This window comes from Herbaspirillum rubrisubalbicans (assembly GCF_003719195.1).
Classification (GTDB): Bacteria; Pseudomonadota; Gammaproteobacteria; order Burkholderiales; family Burkholderiaceae_D; genus Herbaspirillum; species Herbaspirillum rubrisubalbicans.
Genome location: NZ_CP024996.1, coordinates 3,096,722 through 3,114,857 on the forward strand (window position 1 = coordinate 3,096,722; position 18,136 = coordinate 3,114,857).

Sequence of the window (18,136 nt, forward strand, 5' to 3'; positions counted from 1 at the left end):
TCTCAGGGCTCTCTACGCAGGATCAGGGTGGACAGCGGCGGCAGGTTCAGTTCGATGGACACCGGGTGGCCATGCCAGCCCGACTCCTGCACCTGCACCTGTCCCATGTTGCCGCTGTTGCTGCCGCCATAGACGGCGGCGTCGGTATTGAGCACTTCGCGCCAGACCCCGTTGTGACCGGGGCCAATCGGTGGCACGCCGATGCGATAGGCGCTGCGCGGTACCGGTGTCAGGTTGACCACCACCAGCACCGGCGGCCCCTCCTCGCCATAGCGGAAATAGGCCAGCACGCTATTGACGCTGTCGTCCCCCACCGCCCAGGAAAAGCCATCGGCGCGGCAATCGCGCTGGTGCAGGGCCGGCTCGCTGCGGTAGAGGTGATTGAGGTCGCTGACCAATTGCCGCAATTGGCGATGGCCGGCCGGATGGTCGCCATGCTCATCGAGCAGATGCCAGTACGGCGACTTGTCGTGATCGAACTCATCGGGCTGGCCGAATTCACTGCCCATGAAGAGCAGCTTCTTGCCCGGATGGGTCCACATGAAGCCGTAATAGGCGCGCACATTGGCAAAGCGCCGCCATTGGTCGCCCGGCATCTTGTTCAACAAGGCGCGCTTGCCGTGGACCACTTCGTCGTGCGATATCGGCAAGATGAAGTTTTCCGAGAATCCATATAAAAGACCGAATGTCATGTCGTGATGGTGGTAACGACGAAACAGCGGGTCATGCTGCATGTAGCGCAGGGTGTCGTTCATCCAGCCCATGTTCCACTTGTAGCTGAAGCCCAGGCCGTGATGGTCGGCCTCTTCCTTGACCGCAGCGGTGACGCCCGGCCAGGAAGTGGATTCCTCGGCGATCATCAAGGCCCCCGGACAGCGCTGCGCCACCACGGTATTGAGTTCGCGCAGGAAGGCCACGGCTTCCAGGTTTTCGCGTCCGCCGTGGATGTTGGGCACCCACTCACCGGACTTGCGGCTGTAGTCGCGATAGAGCATGGACGCCACGGCATCCACGCGCAGGCCATCGACATGGAAGTGTTCCAGCCATTCCAGCGCACTGGCGATGAGAAAGCCGCGCACTTCATTGCGACCGAGATTGAAGATCAGGGTATTCCAATCTTGATGGAAGCCTTCGCGCGGGTCGGCGTGTTCATACAGGGCGGTACCGTCGAACTGCGCCAGTCCATGTTCGTCGCTGGGGAAGTGCGCCGGTACCCAGTCCAGCAGCACGCCGATACCGGCCTGGTGGCAGCGATCGACGAAGGCGGCAAAGCGCTCCGGCTTGCCGAAACGGGCGCTGGGAGCAAACATGCTGATGGGCTGGTAACCCCAGGAACCGCCGAAGGGATGCTCCATCACCGGCATGAGCTCGATATGGGTAAAGCCCATGGCCGCCACGTAGGGGATCAACTGCTCGGCCAGTTCATCCCAGTTCAGGTTACGGTGTGCCTGTTCGGGAATGCGGCGCCAGGAAGCCGGGTGCAGCTCGTAGATCGACATCGGCGCGGCGAGTGACTGACGCTGCGCACGTTCGGCCATCCACTGCTGGTCCTGCCACAGATAAGGCCGGGCGTCGGCCACCACCGAGGCGGTGGCCGGTGGTGCTTCGGTGGCGCGTGCCACCGGGTCGGCCTTGAGCGGCAAGAGCACGCCGCCGCGCCCGAGGATTTCGTATTTGTAGACATCGCCGGGGCCGATGCGGGGAATGAACAATTCCCACACGCCCGGCTCATGGCGCAGGCGCATGACGTGCCGGCGTCCGTCCCATTGATTGAAATCGCCCACCACCGAGACGCGTTCGGCATTGGGCGCCCAGACGGCAAAGCGGGTGCCGGGGATGCCATCGATTTCCATGGGCCGCGCGCCCAGGCAATCGGCCAACTGGCGATGCCGCCCTTCCTGCAACAGGTGCAGGTCGAGTTCACCCAGCAGGAGACCGAAGGCATAGGGGTCTTCCGTGGTCTGCACGCTGCGGTTGCCATCGGGGATCAACCAGTCCACTTCCAGTACGTAAGGCACTTGATGACGACGCTGGTCCAGGCCACTGGCGACGCCACTGAAAAAGCCGCTGGGTTGACCATTGATCTGGAACGGCTGCAGTTCGCCCAGCAAGACGCCACTCTGGCGGCAGCGCACACGCACCGCCGCCGCACCGGGATGGAAGGTGCGAATGGCGCTCACGCCCCCCGTCTGGCTGGCGTAGCGCGGGCCGAGCAGGCCGAAGGGCTGGGCCAGGCGGCCGGCCAGCAGGGCTTCGAGCAGGCCCTGTTCTTCAAAGGACAGGGACAAGGCGGTACTTTCGGGGGATGGCGGCGCAGACGCCGGGCTGGCCTCGGGGGATGTTTCCATGGGCTCACCGCGAGCCCGATAGGCCATGACAGACATGCCGGACATGCACACTCCTGTTGTTGTTATCGGGGTTGATCGAAACATCGGAAAACAGCTCCCCGCCCGGTCCTGGGGATCGGGTGAGGTTCACATCAGAAAACCAAGCTGAAAACTGAAAAGACGCTTCAGGCAGCCGCCACCGCCACCGGCACGCCCACCACACCGGCCAGGGCGGCAGCGATGGCCGCAGCCGGGCTGACCATGCGCTCATGCTGCGCGTGGGCCTGGGCCTGCGCGGCGGGCCGCGTCACCGGCAGTGGCCGCGGCGCGAACAGGGGGCGCACTGCCATGTCGGCCACGTGGGCATAGGCATCGATATAGGCGCGTGTCGGACCGGCCCAGTCGCAATCGATGCTCATGGCATTGCGCTGGATGCTCTGCCAGCGCTCGTTGTCGCTATAGAGCGCAAAGGCGCGCGCCACGGCGTGCTGCAGGTCAGCCACGGTCTCGCCCTCGAACAGCACACCGGTGGCGCGCTGCGGGTCGAGATCGGCGTCGCACACGGTATCGACCAGACCACCCACGCGCGAGCCGATGGGGATGGTCCCATAGCGCATCGCATACAAGGGAGTCAGGCCGAAGGGTTCGAAGCGGGTCGGATGCAGCAGCATGTCGCTGCCGGCGTGCAGCGCATGGGCACGACGTTCGTCATAGCCGATATGGACTGCGATGCGGCCGGCATAGCGCTGGGCCAGCGCCAGGAAGGCGTGTTCATAGTCGTGGTCGCCGCACCCCAGCACCACCACCTGCAGGCGCGGATGACGCTGCATGATGCCCGGCAGCGCGGCGATGACCACATCGGCCATTTTCTGGTGCGACATGCGCGAGCCCAGGCCCATCACAGGCGCAAAGGGATCGACCGGCAACCCGAACAGCTTTTGCAGGTCGCGCTTGCAGGCGGCCTTGCCCTTCATTTTGCCGATGCTGAAGTTGCGGGCGATCAGCGGGTCATGGGCCGGATTCCACAACTCGGCATCGATGGCGTTGGGAATGGCGCGCAGGTCCAGCTTGCGGAAGGACAGGATGCCATCCATGCCGCAGCCGAAACGCGGGGTCATGATTTCTTCGGCATAGTTGCGGCTGACGGTGGAGACGCAATCCGAGAAGCGGATGCCGGCCTTGAGGAAGGACAGCTTGCCCCAGTATTCGACGCCATCGCCGGTCAGCAGATGTTGCGGGATGCCGATCTGCTCGGCCGACTCCAGGGCGAAGTTGCCCTGGAAGGCTAGGTTGTGGATGGTCAGCATGGTGCCGATGTGATCCAGCCCGCGCAACTTCAACAGACAAGGAATCAGACCGGCGTGCCAGTCGTTGGCGTGCACCACATGCGGTACCGGCAGACTGGTTTCTCCGGCGCAGATGGCCACGGCCGCGTGCGAGAGGTCGGCAAAGCACAGCGCGTTGTCGCTGAACTCGACACCATCGGTATCGAGATAGGGATTGGCGCCGCGCTGGCGAAAGCGCGCCGTATCCAGCAGCAGCGCCGGCACGTCGGTACCGGGGATGGTGCCGCGCAGAAGCCGACCGGCGCCGCCGGGCAGGCCGTGCTTCAAGCCGATCTGCACGGTCTCACCGAGGTTGCGGACCGCCTCCGGATAGGCGGGCATGAGGATGCTGGCATCGATGCCAACGTGGCGCAATGACACCGCCAATGCGGTGATCACGTCGGCCAGGCCACCGGTCTTGACCAGCGGCACGGCCTCTGAGCTGACTAACAGAACTCGAGCTTGCAAGATGGACCCCTAATGTGTGAAAGCACCTGAGATGGAAAGCACCCTTGGCTCGACGTATCACATCGATCTTCCCCTTGGCCGTGGCTTGATCCGGTGGGCCAGGGTGAAGACCCGCCCTTGTTGTGGTGTTGGATTGGACAGTCTTTTGTGCGCCGATGATTAACGTTATACGGATCAGGAGCAGTCGCCACTATCGGACAGCCACGTGAGATGGCGTAGGATGAATCCTACTGTTGCAGCGCGGCGAAAACCGCGCGGGCAATGGCTTTGCGCGCCCCGCCCCAACATGGAAAATACGGATGAGGTGCTCATACTGCGCTGCCAGATGAGCTTGTCGAGACGCGGCTGGATATAAGATGAAAAATATGGAAGATGGCATTACCATATGAAAATAAGAATACCTGGTCCACCATCGCCAGATCCTCCGATCACCACCCGAAGACCGATCTTCCGGCTCACCTGGAGGTGAGTACACACGGGTAGCGCATCCATTGCCGCGCAGCAAAGCAAGCCGATCCTGAAATGCGTAAATGATTGTCCGGCCTCAACACTACTGCGCTTCCTACAGAAAATTAAGTCAGCCAATACCTGTTGCAGCGCAACCAAAAGGGCTAATATTCCACTATCTGGCTTGCCATAATGTTCATATCTTTAATGCGCAGACTGTCGCCGCCTTCTTGGCTGGCGTGCGCCGAACATAGGCCGCCCTGCCCGTGCGCCACATGGCGGCGGGCCAGCACGAGATTTTCATCCCTTGGAGATCATCATGTCGCAACTCAACCCTGGCATTCCCAGCAGCACCCAAGCAAGTGCTCCCGTGAAGGTCATCAGCGCGCCGCCCGAAGACCTGCAACACGTCAACGACGATGCCGCTGCCGCCCGTCACCTGACCGCCATCCGCATCCGCGGACAACTGGCCGAACTGGACAGTGAGCCGCCTCAGGACGGATCGGTGCATCAGGCGTAAAGCTTCACTTACAGCACGACAAAACCGAGGCCGGAACCAGGATGGGCTGCTGCCCAGAAAGGTTCCGGTCTTTTTCTTTCATATAGCCCTTAACGCAAGCCCAGCCGCCTGGCCAGTCGGCTCAGGTTGGCCCGGTCCAGTCCCAGTTCACGGGCGGCGGCGGCCAGGTTGCCGGCATTGCGTTCCAGGCTCTGGCGCACCAGTTGACGCTCGTAGCGCTCCACGGCCTGGCGCAGGCTGTCTGGCGCAGGCGCATCGTCTGAGCTCGGCTCGGCCAACGCGGCCACAGGCGCTGCGCTGGCTACCGGGCCCGGATCGGTCGCGTGCAACTCCAGCGCTTGGGCATCCAGCGTCAGGATGGCCGGACGCGTCGGGTGCGCAGCCAGGGCGCGCAAGGCGCTGCGACCGATCAGGTGTTCCAGCTCGCGGATATTGCCCGGCCACGGGTACGCCAGCAGGGAGTGCTGCGCATCGGCCGACAGGCGCAGGCTGGACAAGCCCAGTCGCGCCCGGTTCTGTTCCAGGAAATAGCCCGCCAGCAGCAAGACGTCGCGCCCGCGTTCGCGCAAGGGCGGCACGCGGATCGGAAACACCGACAGGCGGTGATAGAAATCGGCCCGGAAATGGCCGCGCTTGACCTCTTCGGCCAGGTCGCGGTTGGTCGCGGCAATCAGGCGCACATCCACCCGGTGCTCGCGATCCGAGCCCACGCGCTGCAACTGGCCGCTCTGCAACACCCGCAACAGCTTGGCCTGTACCGCCAGCGGCAGTTCTCCCACCTCATCCAGGAATAGCGTGCCGCCATCGGCCATCTCGAACTTGCCGCGCCGGTCGGCCACCGCCCCCGAGAACGCGCCCCGCACGTGGCCGAACAATTCGCTTTCCACCAGGGTATCGGGCAAGGCCGCGCAGTTCAGGCTGATCATGGGCTTGGCCGCACGCGGCGAGGCGGCGTGCAAGGCATGGGCCACCAGTTCCTTGCCGGTGCCGGTCTCACCGGTGACCAAGACCGTCATATCGCTGGGCGCGGCCATGCGGATTTCTTCCAGCAACTGGCGCTGGGCCGGACTCTGGCCGATCAGTTCGCGCTTGCCCTGGCTCTCTTCCAGCCCCAGCCGGTAGGCTTCGGCGCGCTGGCGCGCCTGCTCACCGGCTTGCGAGAGCGCATTGATGCGCTCGGCGACGTTGACAGTGGCCGCTGCCAGCGCGGCGAAGGCTTGCAGCGAGGCCATGTCCACCCCATCGAAACGCCCCGGTCCCAAGGCATCGAGCGTCATCAAGCCCCACGGGCGGCCATTGATGGACAAGGCGCAGCCCATGCAGTCATGCACTTCCAGCTCGCCCGAATGGGCATCGTTCAAGCCATCGACCAGGCCATCGTAGGGATCGGGCAAGGGTGAATCGGCGGGAAAGCGCGTCGGTGCGGCGTTAGTCAGCAGCACGCCGAAGCGCGGATGGTCGGCGATGCGAAAGCGTCGCCCCAGGGTATCGCTGGACAGGCCGTCGATGGCCAGCGGCACCAGCAAGTCCCCCTCCAACCGCAACAGGGCCGCCGCATCGCAGGGAAACAGCGCCCGCAGGCTGTGCAGCAGGCGGCGGTAACGCTCGCGGTCATCGATGTCGCGCGAGAGGTCGGCCACCAGGGGCAACAAGGCATCGAGCAGGGCTTTGGAAGTCATTTTAACCCATCACAGAATGATATATAGTCATTATGACACAGGTTCAAACCACATAGAAACAAGCCAAGCCCTTGATTTTATTGGGAATCGAGGGTGGCACGCCTCTTGTAACAAGCATGGTGGACCGGGCCATCCCGGCACATCCACTCCACCATTGAAAGGTCCGCCATGCTTACCGATGCCCAACTTGCCATCGTCAAATCCACTGTTCCCCTGCTCGAATCGGGCGGCGAGGCGCTGACCACGCATTTCTACAAGTTGCTCATGCGTGACTATCCCCAGGTGCATCCGCTGTTCAACCGCGCCCACCAGGCCAGCGGCGACCAGCCGCGTGCGCTGGCCAATGGCGTGCTGATGTATGCGCGTCATATCGACCGCCTGGAAGAACTGGGGCCGCTGGCCGCGCAGATCATCAACAAGCACGTGGCTGTGCAGGTCATGCCGGAACACTACCCCATGGTGGGCGACTGCCTGCTGCGCGCCATCCGCGAAGTGCTGGGCGCCGAGATCGCCACCGACGCCGTGATCGATGCCTGGGCCGCTGCCTATGGCCAACTGGCCGACATCCTCATCGGTGCCGAGCGCCAGCAATACGATGCCAAGGCCGAGGCGCCCGGCGGCTGGCGCGGGGCGCGCAACTTCGTGGTCACGCGCAAGGTGGCAGAGAGCGAGGAAATCACCTCCTTCTACTTCATGCCCCAGGATGGCGGCGCGCTGCTGGACTTCGAGCCGGGCCAGTACATCGGCTTGCGCATGGTGGTCGATGGGCTGGAACAACGGCGCCAGTATTCGCTGTCGGCACCGCTGCGTCAGGCTGGCCAGCCGCTGCAATACCGCATCAGCGTCAAGCGCGAGGCCAGCGGCAAGGTCTCGCGCCAGTTGCACGACCATATCCACGTGGGCTCGGTGGTGGAACTGTTCCCGCCGGCCGGCGACTTCACGCTGACCGCCAATGCCAAGCCGCTGGCCTTGATCAGCGGTGGCGTGGGTATCACGCCGATGATGACCATGCTGGCGGCGGCCTTGCCCAGTGGGCGGCCGGTACACTTCATCCATGCCGCCCGTCACGCCGGGGTCCATGCCTTCCGGCGCGAGCTGGAACAACTGGCGGCACAGCATCCGCAACTACAGCTGCACTTCTGCTACGAACAAGCGCGCGCCGGCGACCCGGCAGCCCACGCCAACGGCTTCATCGACCCGGCCCGGTTGCAGCAATGGCTGCCCGCCACGCGCGACATCGATGCCTACTTCGTCGGCCCCAAACCGTTCATGAAGGCCATCAAGCACGCATTGGCCGAGCTGGGGGTACCGGCGGCGCAGAGCCGATATGAATTTTTTGGTCCGGCTGCGACCTTGCAGTGAGTTTTTCGCCTCTTTTTTCAAGCAAGGATGAAGCATCATGAATCTGGACAAGTGCCGCCCTCGCCCTGAACACGCCGAGGCCCATCGCCTGTCCAAACTGTTCGTCGAGCGGTAGAAGCGGCCTGACGCGCTCTTCCAGGCGGCACACCCCTGTTGTGCCGCCTGGCAGCCAATTTTCTTGATTCTTTACAAAAATCGGTGCCCCCGAACCCACCCATTCGGGAAGGATTGATCTTCAACAACTTTCCGCGGCGCAGCAAATGCTAAGCTGTGTACTCCCCTCTCCGCCGAAAGACCATCATGAGCGAAAAACTGAGCGCCGAGCGCCATACCCCCGATGAATTGAGCCAGGAGCTCGAAGCGCTGGACCTGGAAATCGTCCGCTTCGCCGTGATCTGTCAGGTGCGCCTGTTCGATCCAGGTGTACTGAACCATGTGATGGACAACAACGAACAAGTCTGCGGCCAACCCCATCCGACCGCCTTCCAGAGCCTGCGCGGCCTGCTCTATCTGCATTTCGACATGCACCGGCAACTGGCCCAGACCTATGGCGCAGCCGATGCCGAACAGATCATCCAGCGCGTGCATGAGCACCTGCGTCCGCGCATCGGCGAGCAACTGGGCTCGCTGTTCGATACCCGCCAAGTCCCTCACTGATCAGGCCACCAGCCGTTCTCCCAGGCTCACGCCGGCAGCAAAATCGCTGAGATTGGCGATGGTGGTCTGCATGATCTGGCCGATGGCCTCTTCCGTGAAGAAGGCCTGGTGGCCGGTGACGATCACGTTGGGGAAAGATACCAGACGCTGGATCACGTCATCAGTGATGATGGTGGAAGACAGGTCCTGAAAGAACAGGCTGGCTTCCTGTTCATAGACATCGATGGCCAGGCCGCGCAGCTGGCCACTCTTCAAGGCCGCAATCACGGCTTCCGTATCGACCAGACCGCCACGGCTGGTATTGACCAGGATGCAGCCGGGCTTGGTAGCGGCCAGGCTCTCGGCATTGACGATGTAGCGGGTAGCCTCGGTGAGCGGACAATGCAGCGAAATCACATCACTGGCGGCAAAGAGCGCCTGCTTGTCGACGTAACGTCCACCCAGCGCTTCGAAGACGGGATTTTGATACATGTCGCTGCCCAGCAGCGTGCAACCGAAACCGGCCATGATGCGGGCAAACAGTGCGCCAATCTTGCCGGTGCCGATCACGCCGACCGTCTTGCCATGCAAGTCGAAACCCATCAAGCCTTCCAGTTCGAAATTGCCTTCCCGGGTGCGCATACTGGCGCGCGCGATCTTGCGGTTGACCGCCAGCAGCAGGCCGACGGCGAATTCAGCGACCGAATAAGGTGAATAATCCGCCACCCGCGCCACGCTGATGCCCAGTCGCCGCGCGGCCTGGGTATCGATGTGGTTGAAGCCGGTCGAGCGCGTGGTGATGAAACGCACGCCCTGGGCCGCTAGCCGCTCCAGCACGGCCGCGCCCAGGTCATCGTTGACGAAAGCCGCCACGGCGTCACAGCCCTGGGCCAGTTGTGCGCTGCTGCTATCGAGCCGGTCTTGCAGGAACACCAGTTCGTGGGTATTGCCGGCGGCGGCATTGGCCCGCTGCAGCAGGGTCTGGTCGTAGCGGCGGGCGCTGTAGACGGCAGTTTTCATGGAGGCCTTTCAGCAGGAGAAGATGAGAGAGGGAGTGGCGCATTGCACCATATCCGGTGCAGGACTGCCTTGACGCATCTCAGCTTGCATCGTCCACCAGACTTTTTTGCGCGATTCTGGCGCAAATACGGCGCGAAGCTTTCATCCAGCTATCGAAAAAACCGATATTTGCATCCATTGCCGCCCAAGGCGGTGCGCACACGCGATTTCGGGCATAGAATCGGCGGCGCAATAGCTGTCCCACAAAAAAAGATCCTGACACAAGCTGCCGCACGGCAGTACGAGACAGGCGCAAGACCGGAATCAACACGGTCCGCCCAATAGATAACGAGGCACATATCATGACGACATCCACTTCTTCGCAATCGAAGTTTTCCACCGTGCTGCGCGTTACCAGCGGCAACTTCATGGAAATGTTCGATTTCTTCCTGTTCGGTTTCTACGCGACGCACATCTCGAAGGCTTTCTTCCCCAGCGATAACGACTTCGCCTCGCTGATGCTGACCTTCATGACCTTCGGCGCTGGCTTCCTGATGCGTCCGCTGGGCGCCATCATCCTGGGCGCCTACGTGGACCGCGTGGGCCGCCGCCAGGGCCTGATCGTGACCCTGGCCCTGATGGCGCTGGGCACCATGCTCATCGCCTTTGTCCCCTCCTACGCCAGCATCGGCGCACTGGCACCGATGCTGGTACTGATCGGCCGCCTGCTGCAAGGCTTCTCGGCCGGCGTGGAACTGGGCGGCGTGTCGGTCTACCTGGCCGAAATGGCTACGCCTGGCAACAAGGGCTTCTATGTGAGCTGGCAATCGGCCAGCCAACAGGTGGCCATCATCGTGGCAGCGGCCATCGGCTACGCCCTCTCGACCACCCTGACCCCGGCCCAGGTCGGTGACTGGGGCTGGCGCATTCCCTTCTTCATCGGCTGCCTGATCGTGCCGGTGCTGTTCGTGATTCGCCGCTCGCTGCAGGAAACCGAAGAATTCATGCGCCGCAAGCATCGTCCGAGCACTGGTCAGATCTTCCGCTCCATGATCGAGAACTGGAAGCTGGTGATTGCCGGCATGATGCTGGTGTCGATGACCACCGTGTCGTTCTACCTGATCACGGTCTACACCCCGACCTTCGGCAAGAACGTCCTGAAGCTCTCCACCGAGGCCAGCCTGATCGTGACCCTGTGCGTGGGCCTGTCCAACTTCATTTGGCTGCCCATCATGGGCGCGTTGTCGGACCGCATCGGCCGTCGCCCGATCCTGGTGGTGTTCACCGTGCTGACCATTCTGACCGCCTACCCGGCCGTGAACTGGCTGGTGCATGACGCCACCTTCGCCAAGATGCTGATGGTCGAACTGTGGCTGTCCTTCCTGTACGCCAGCTATAACGGCGCCATGGTGGTCGCACTGACCGAAGTGATGCCGGCCGATGTGCGCACCGCTGGCTTCTCGCTGGCCTACAGCCTGGCCACCGCGGTCTTCGGCGGCTTCACCCCGGCCATCGCCACTGGCCTGATCCAGGCCACCGGTGACAAGGCGGCCCCAGGCATCTGGATGAGCACGGCCGCGGTGTGCGGCCTGATCGCCACCCTGATCCTGTATCGCAACAAGGCGGCACGGCAGGCAGTGACGGCCTGAAGCAGGATTTCGCAATAGCTATTGAACGGGCCGCTGATGCGGCCCTTTTTTCATATCGACGATATTACGCTGTGCGAATTTCTTCCAACAGGTCAGGATGCCGATCCAACAACCTGAGCAGCTTGACCAAGGCCACTGGCGGCTTTGTCTTGCCATTAAACCAAAAAAACTAATCGATCACGGTAAAGCAGCAAATCGGTCCGGGCTGAATCAAGCCAAATAGAAAAATTTCTTCAAGTCTTATATAAGAGTTGAAGCATTTCCTCCCGCTTAGGAGTAAACTACCGCTGTTTTTTGCCGTGGCTCCCTGGCAGCAATACGCCGGGAACGCCGCCCCGGGAGACGAATTTCCGCGTAGCAAGCCGCAAGGAGATGGCGCCCAGTCCAGGCCGACAGAGCCAGGACAGCCCATCCGGCGCTGCGAGGATCGCACCAAAGCACATCAACACACCAACGCAAGGACATCATCGTGACTACTGGCAACCCGACCATCATCTATACGCTGACCGACGAGGCACCCTATCTGGCGACCCACTCGCTCTTGCCCATCGTCAAGAAGTTCACCGCTCCGGCTGGCATCGACGTCGTCGAAAGCGATATCTCTGTGGCTGCGCGTATCCTGGCTGAATTCCCGGAGTTCCTTACCGATGAGCAGAAAGTCCCCGATAACCTGGCCGCACTGGGCGCCCTGACCCAGGACCCCAACGCCAACATCATCAAGCTGCCCAACATCAGCGCCTCCATCCTGCAACTGCAGGCGGCCATCCGCGAACTGCAGGCACGTGGCTACAAGCTGCCCGACTACCCGGAAAACCCGAGCACCGAAGAAGAAAAGGCCCTGCAAAAGCGCTACGCCAAGATCACCGGCAGCGCCGTCAACCCGGTCCTGCGCGAAGGCAACTCGGATCGCCGCGCCCCCAACGCCGTCAAGAACTACGCCCGCAAGCACCCGCACTCGATGGCCAAGTGGTCCATGGCCTCGCGCACCCACGTGGCGCACATGCACGGCGGCGACTTCTACGCCGGCGAAAAAAGCCTGACCCTGGACAAGGCGGTCGACGTCAAGATGGACCTGGTCACCAAGTCGGGTGAAACCATCGTCTTGAAGCCCAAGCTGTCCCTGCAAGCCGGTGAAATCATCGACAGCATGTTCATGAGCAAGAAGGCCCTGTGCGCCTACTACGAAGAACAGATGCAAGACGCCTTCGAGACCGACCTGCTGCTGTCGGTGCACGTCAAGGCCACCATGATGAAGGTCTCGCACCCGATCGTCTTCGGCCACGCCGTGCGTACCTACTACAAGGACACCTTCACCAAGCACGCCAAGCTGTTCGCCGAGATCGGCGTGAACCCGAACAACGGCATGTCCGGCGTCTACGAAAAGATCAACACCCTGCCCGAAGACAAGAAGGCCGAAGTGCTGGCTGACCTTAAGGCCGATGAAGCCAAGCGTCCGCGCCTGGCCATGGTGGACTCCGCCAAGGGCATCACCAACCTGCACGCCCCCAACGACGTGATCGTCGATGCTTCCATGCCGGCCATGATCCGCGCCGGCGGCAAGATGTGGAACGCGGCCGGCAAGACCGAAGACACCAAGGCCCTGCTGCCGGAATCGACCTTTGCCCGTATCTACCAGGAGATGATCAACTTCTGCAAGACCAACGGCGCCTTCGACCCGACCACCATGGGCACCGTGCCCAACGTCGGCCTGATGGCCCAGAAGGCCGAGGAATACGGTTCGCACGACAAGACCTTCGAAATCGCGCAAGCCGGCGTGGCCCGCATCGTCACCCTGGACGGCCAGGTGCTGCTGGAGCAGAACGTGGAAGAAGGCGACATCTGGCGCATGTGCCAGGTCAAGGACGCCGCGGTCCGTGACTGGGTCAAGCTGGCCGTGACCCGTGCCCGCCTGTCCGGGATGCCGGCCGTGTTCTGGCTGGACCCGTACCGTCCGCACGAAGCCGAACTGATCAAGAAGGTCAACACCTACCTGAAGGATCACGACCTGACTGGTGCCGACATCCAGATCATGTCGCAAGTACGTGCCATGCGTTACACCCTGGAACGCGTCATCCGCGGCCTGGACACCATCTCGGTGACCGGCAACATCCTGCGCGACTACCTGACCGACCTGTTCCCCATCATGGAACTGGGCACCTCGGCCAAGATGCTGTCGATCGTCCCGCTGATGGCCGGTGGCGGCATGTTTGAAACCGGTGCCGGCGGTTCGGCTCCGAAGCACGTGCAACAGCTGGTCGGTGAAAACCACCTGCGTTGGGATTCGCTGGGCGAGTTCCTGGCCCTGGCGGTGTCCATCGAAGAAGTGGGCATCAAGACCGGCAACAACAAGGCCAAGATCCTGGCCAAGACCCTGGACGCGGCCACCGGCAAGCTGCTGGACAACAACAAGTCGCCCTCGCCCAAGACCGGCGAACTGGACAACCGCGGCAGCCACTTCTACCTGGCCCTGTACTGGGCCCAGGAACTGGCCGCACAGAAGGACGACGCCGAACTGGCCAAGCAGTTCGCCCCGCTGGCCAAGGCACTGGCTGACAATGAGCAGAAGATTGTCGAAGAGCTGAACTCGGTGCAGGGCAAGCAAGTGGATATCGGCGGTTACTACCTGCCGGACCGCGAGAAGACCTTCGCCGTGATGCGTCCGAGCGCCACCCTGAACCAGGCGCTGGAATCGGTGTAAGGCGTTGACGCTTGCAGGAGGGTGGATGCTTCGCCCTCCTCCGCAGCGCAAAGAAAAGGCCGCGAACTTGCGTTCGCGGCCTCAGATTGATGACAAAGCCTTGGCGAGAGCCAAGGCTTTGTTGTTTAATCGGTCATGCTCAAAAAACCGACAGCCGCCCAGCACGAGTTAGAGATGGTGACCATCGAGATGCTCGTGCCCAAGGACCACCTGCTGCGCAAGATCGACGCGGCGGTGGATTTCGAGTTCATCCGAGAGAAGGTGGCGCATCTGTATTGCGCCGACAATGGCCGCCCGGCACTGGACCCGGTGGTACTCTTCAAGCTCTTGTTCATCGGTTACCTCTTCGGTATCCGCAGCGAGCGCCAGCTCATCCGCGAGGTCCAGGTCAATGTGGCCTATCGCTGGTTTGCCGGATTCCGTTTGACCGACAAGGTACCGGACTCCTCCACCTTCTCCCAGAACCGGCGCCGCCGCTTCATTGATACCACCGTCTATCAAGAGATCTTCGACGAGATCGTGCGCCAGGCCATTGGACGCGGCATGGTCGATGGCCGTGTGCTCTACAGCGACAGCACCCACCTCAAGGCCAACGCCAACAAGAACAAGTTCGACTACGTTCAAGTTACCCAGACCCCCTCGGCCTATCTGGCCGAATTGGATGCCGCTGTGGATATCGACCGTGCCGAGCATGGCAAGAAACCGCTCAAGCGTGACGACGATGATGAGCCGCCCACCAAAGAGATCAAGGTCAGTCGCACCGATCCCGAGAGTGGCTACATGGTGCGCGACGACAAGCCCAAGGGCTTCTTCTACCTGGATCACCGCACCGTCGATGCCAAGCATTCCATCATTACCGATACCCATGTCACGCCCGCCTCAGTCCATGACAGTCAGCCTTATCTGGCGCGCCTGGATCGTCAGCGCCAGACGTTCGGATTTGATGTACAGGCCGTTGGCCTGGATGCGGGCTACTTCACACCGGCCGTCTGCCAGGGACTGGAGAATCGCGAGATCAGCGGCGTGATGGGCTACCGCACACCCAACCACAAGCCGGGGACATTCTTTAAACGGGCGTATGAGTACGATGCCTACCGTGACGAATACATCTGCCCGCAGGGTCAACCCTTGCGCTACAGCACGACCAATCGACTGGGGTATCGGGAATACAAATCCAACCCTGAGCAATGCCGAGGCTGCAAGGTACGCGAGCAATGCACCAATAGCGCCAATGCGGTCAAGGTGGTGACGCGCCATGTGTGGGAGCGTTCCAAGGAGAAGGTGGATGATCGGCGTCGTACCGAATGGGGCAAGCGCATCTATGCCCGACGCAAGGAAACGGTAGAACGCAGCTTCGCCGACGCCAAGCAATTGCACGGACATCGTTATGCCCGTATGCGGGGATTGCGCAAGGTCGCCGAGCAGTGCTTGTTGGCGGCGGCGGCCCAGAACATGAAGAAGATTGCCCTGTTGGTGGCGCGCTTGCGCGCGCTTTTACACGGCTTGAGCGCCTCTGCCAGCGTACAAAAGTGGCTACAGCGAAAAATGAGCGCCTTGCTTGGCTTCTGCGCCATCGACCATCTGCAAATTACCTGCGCCTGAAAAACAAAACCCCGTGTTCGAAAACACGGGGTTCGTCATCAACCTGAGGCCGCGAACTTGCGTTCGCGGCCTTTTCTGTTTGGGCTGTCCGAGTGCGGCCTGGCTCCAATTCGCTAGCGATCACCCAATAGGAAATTACGCCGCACATCCAGTTCCTGCCCCTCGCTGGCGGTCTCATCCTTCAAGGCCACGCCCGACAGGCTGCGCTGGTGCGCCTGCGCCATCAGGTAATGCAGCTTGTAGGCTGCCTCCGGGTAGGACAAGCCTTCCGGTCGCACATTGGAGATACAGTTGCGGCTGGCATCGGTCAGTCCGCGCGCAGGCATCCAGGTCAGGTACAAGCCCATGCTATCGGGCGAACTCAAGCCTGGTCGCTCACCGATCAGGATCACCACCAGCTTCACGCCCAGCAACTCACCGATCTCATCGGCCACCGCTACGCGCCCCTGCTGCACGATCACCGGAGGCGCCAGCGACCAGCCTTGAGGGGCGATCCTGTGCATCACCTCGGCCAGGAATGGCGCAGCATTACGCACGATGGCCAGGGCCGACAAGCCATCGGCGATGACGAAGCCGACATCGTAGCGACGTTCGCCCACGGTGCCGAAACGCTCAAGCAATTGCTGGCGCGAGGCATCGGACAATCTGCGCCCCAGGTCCGGTCGCTGCAGATACACCAGCCGGTCCGCTGCCGCGCTCTGCACCTGCAGCACATCCTCGGCGCGACAGATGCCATGCTGCTGCAATTGATTCTTCAGCGCCTCCACCTCCAACGGCAGATGCACCGCATCGCGTGCCTGTGCATGGGCCAGTTGGAAAGCCAGTTGTGGCGCGGTCGGCAGGCTCACGCCGCTGCGTCCCAGGGCGATGCGTGCAGCGGTAAAACGGCGCAGCGCTTCCCATGGATTGGCGGTGACCGTTTCTGCACCAGGGCTGACGTTTTCTGCACCTTGCGGTGCGATGTCTTGATCGCCCATGCTCATTGCAGCCGCAGCAAGGTATCGCGAAAACCGGGAGCCATGTCGGCATGAAGACGGAAAGTCGTCTCATCGCCGCCTGGGTTGAAGATCTGCATCCGGTGCAGCCAGGCTTCGAATTCCGGCGCGGGCCGGGAGCCCAGCACACGGCGGGCATAGAGGGCATCGTGGAAGGAGGTGGTCTGATAGTTCAGCATGATATCGTCCGATCCGGGAATGCCCATGACGAAGGTACAACCGGCCACGCCCAACAGGGTCAGCAGCACGTCCATGTCGTTCTGGTCGGCCTCGGCGTGATTGGTGTAGCAAACGTCGCAACCCATGGGCAGGCCCAGCAGCTTGGCGCAGAAATGATCTTCCAGCCCGGCGCGGATGATCTGCTTGCCATCGTAGAGATATTCCGGCCCGATGAAGCCGACCACGGTATTGACCAACAGCGGCTTGAAAGCGCGCGCCACCGCGTAGGCGCGCGCCTCGCAGGTCTGCTGGTCGATGCCGTGATGGGCATTGGCCGAGAGCGCACTGCCCTGCCCGGTTTCGAAATACATGACGTTCTCGCCCACCGTACCGCGTTGCAAGGACAGCGCCGCCTCACGTGCCTCGCCCAGGATCGCCAGGTCGATGCCAAAGCCCCGATTGGCCGCCTCGGTGCCGGCAATGGACTGGAACACCAGGTCCACCGGCGCGCCGCGCTCGATGGCGGCGATCGTATTGGTGACGTGGGTCAGCACGCAGGATTGGGTGGGGATCTCGTAACGCGCGATGACATCGGCCATCATACCGACCAGCTTGACCACCTGCGGCACATTGTCGGTGGCTGGATTGATACCGATGACCGCATCGCCATTGCCATACATCAGGCCATCGAGAATGCTGGCGGCAATGCCGCTGGCATCATCGGTCGGATGATTGGGTTGCAGGCGCGTCGAGAGCCGCCCCGGCAAGCCGATGGTATTGCGAAAGGCGGTGACCACGCGGCACTTCTTGCCCACCAGGATCAGGTCCTGGTTGCGCATGATCTTGGAGACGGCGGCGGCCATCTCGGGCGTGATACCGGGCGCCACGGCCGCCAGCACCGTGCTGTCGGTGTCGTCCTTCAACAGCCAGTTGCGCAGATCGCCCACGGTCAGATGCGCAATCGGGGCGAAGGCGGCGCGGTCGTGGCTGTCGATGATGAGGCGGGTGACCTCATCGTCTTCGTAGGGGATCAAGGGTTCTTCCAGGAATATCTTCAGCGGTAGCTCGGCCAGCGCCATCTGGGCAATGGCACGCTCCTCGGCACTGGCCGCCGCGACCCCGGCCAGCAGGTCGCCCGAACGCGCCGGGCTGGCCTTGGCCATTAACTCCTTCAGATTGCGAAACACGTAGCTGGCGCTACCCACGCTGTGGCGAAAACGATGTGTCACCATGGTCGCTTGCTCCCTGAAAAGCGCTCCGTCGCAACCAT

Annotated in this window: 12 protein-coding genes and 1 pseudogene; 6 read left to right on the plus strand and 7 right to left on the minus strand. The window is 62.2% G+C overall.

What is annotated here, in order from left to right:
- Window positions 1-2: 2 nt before the first annotated feature.
- Window positions 3-2,393, minus strand: a complete 2,391-nt coding sequence (gene glgB, locus RC54_RS13850) for a 1,4-alpha-glucan branching protein GlgB (protein ID WP_082803201.1) — start codon at window positions 2,391-2,393, stop codon at window positions 3-5.
- A gap of 119 nt (window positions 2,394-2,512) precedes the next feature.
- Entirely contained in the window at window positions 2,513-4,120 is a 1,608-nt protein-coding gene (glgA, locus tag RC54_RS13855; RefSeq protein WP_061790501.1) for a glycogen synthase GlgA, read from the minus strand.
- A gap of 766 nt (window positions 4,121-4,886) precedes the next feature.
- Between glgA and RC54_RS13860 the strand changes: the two genes are divergently transcribed.
- Window positions 4,887-5,087, plus strand: coding sequence for a hypothetical protein (locus RC54_RS13860; protein ID WP_058895725.1), 201 nt, complete (start codon window positions 4,887-4,889; stop codon window positions 5,085-5,087).
- 89 nt (window positions 5,088-5,176) lie between these two features.
- Here the strand turns inward: RC54_RS13860 and norR are convergent, their stop codons facing one another.
- Entirely contained in the window at window positions 5,177-6,766 is a 1,590-nt protein-coding gene (gene norR / locus RC54_RS13865; protein WP_058895726.1) for a nitric oxide reductase transcriptional regulator NorR, read from the minus strand.
- Between the two features lie 168 nt (window positions 6,767-6,934).
- Between norR and hmpA the strand changes: the two genes are divergently transcribed.
- Both hmpA and RC54_RS13875 read left to right on the plus strand, forming a co-directional pair.
- Window positions 6,935-8,128 carry an NO-inducible flavohemoprotein gene (gene hmpA, locus RC54_RS13870; protein WP_061790500.1) on the plus strand — a complete coding sequence of 398 codons (1,194 nt, stop codon included), beginning with the start codon at window positions 6,935-6,937 and terminating at the stop codon, window positions 8,126-8,128.
- A gap of 300 nt (window positions 8,129-8,428) precedes the next feature.
- On the plus strand, window positions 8,429-8,785 hold the full coding sequence (locus RC54_RS13875) for a hypothetical protein (protein WP_017450564.1): 357 nt from the start codon (window positions 8,429-8,431) through the stop codon (window positions 8,783-8,785).
- On the opposite strand, the gene RC54_RS13880 is transcribed toward RC54_RS13875, so the two are convergent.
- Window positions 8,786-9,784, minus strand: coding sequence for a 2-hydroxyacid dehydrogenase (locus RC54_RS13880; protein WP_061790499.1), 999 nt, complete (start codon window positions 9,782-9,784; stop codon window positions 8,786-8,788).
- Window positions 9,785-10,125: 341 nt separating this feature from the next.
- On the opposite strand from RC54_RS13880, the gene tcuC reads away from it, so the two are divergent.
- The gene (gene tcuC, locus RC54_RS13885) at window positions 10,126-11,412 is read left to right on the plus strand and encodes an MFS transporter (protein ID WP_058895729.1); all 1,287 of its coding nucleotides are present in this window, start codon (window positions 10,126-10,128) and stop codon (window positions 11,410-11,412) included.
- Window positions 11,413-11,476: 64 nt separating this feature from the next.
- Here the strand turns inward: tcuC and RC54_RS13890 are convergent.
- Window positions 11,477-11,569, minus strand: a pseudogene (locus tag RC54_RS13890) (type II toxin-antitoxin system MqsA family antitoxin); the annotation flags it as partial.
- Between the two features lie 312 nt (window positions 11,570-11,881).
- On the opposite strand from RC54_RS13890, the gene RC54_RS13895 reads away from it, so the two are divergent.
- Window positions 11,882-14,110 carry an NADP-dependent isocitrate dehydrogenase gene (locus tag RC54_RS13895; protein WP_058895730.1) on the plus strand — a complete coding sequence of 743 codons (2,229 nt, stop codon included), beginning with the start codon at window positions 11,882-11,884 and terminating at the stop codon, window positions 14,108-14,110.
- A gap of 135 nt (window positions 14,111-14,245) precedes the next feature.
- Window positions 14,246-15,712, plus strand: a complete 1,467-nt coding sequence (locus tag RC54_RS13900) for an IS1182 family transposase (RefSeq protein ID WP_058896034.1) — start codon at window positions 14,246-14,248, stop codon at window positions 15,710-15,712.
- Window positions 15,713-15,825: 113 nt separating this feature from the next.
- Here RC54_RS13900 and eutC read toward each other — a convergent pair whose 3' ends face one another.
- Entirely contained in the window at window positions 15,826-16,695 is an 870-nt protein-coding gene (eutC, locus tag RC54_RS13905) for an ethanolamine ammonia-lyase subunit EutC (RefSeq protein ID WP_061790160.1), read from the minus strand.
- Complete coding sequence (locus RC54_RS13910; RefSeq protein ID WP_058895732.1) at window positions 16,692-18,098, minus strand: ethanolamine ammonia-lyase subunit EutB; 1,407 nt, start codon at window positions 18,096-18,098, stop codon at window positions 16,692-16,694. The genes eutC and RC54_RS13910 overlap by 4 nt, the downstream gene beginning before the upstream one ends.
- Between the last annotated feature and the right edge of the window lie 38 nt (window positions 18,099-18,136).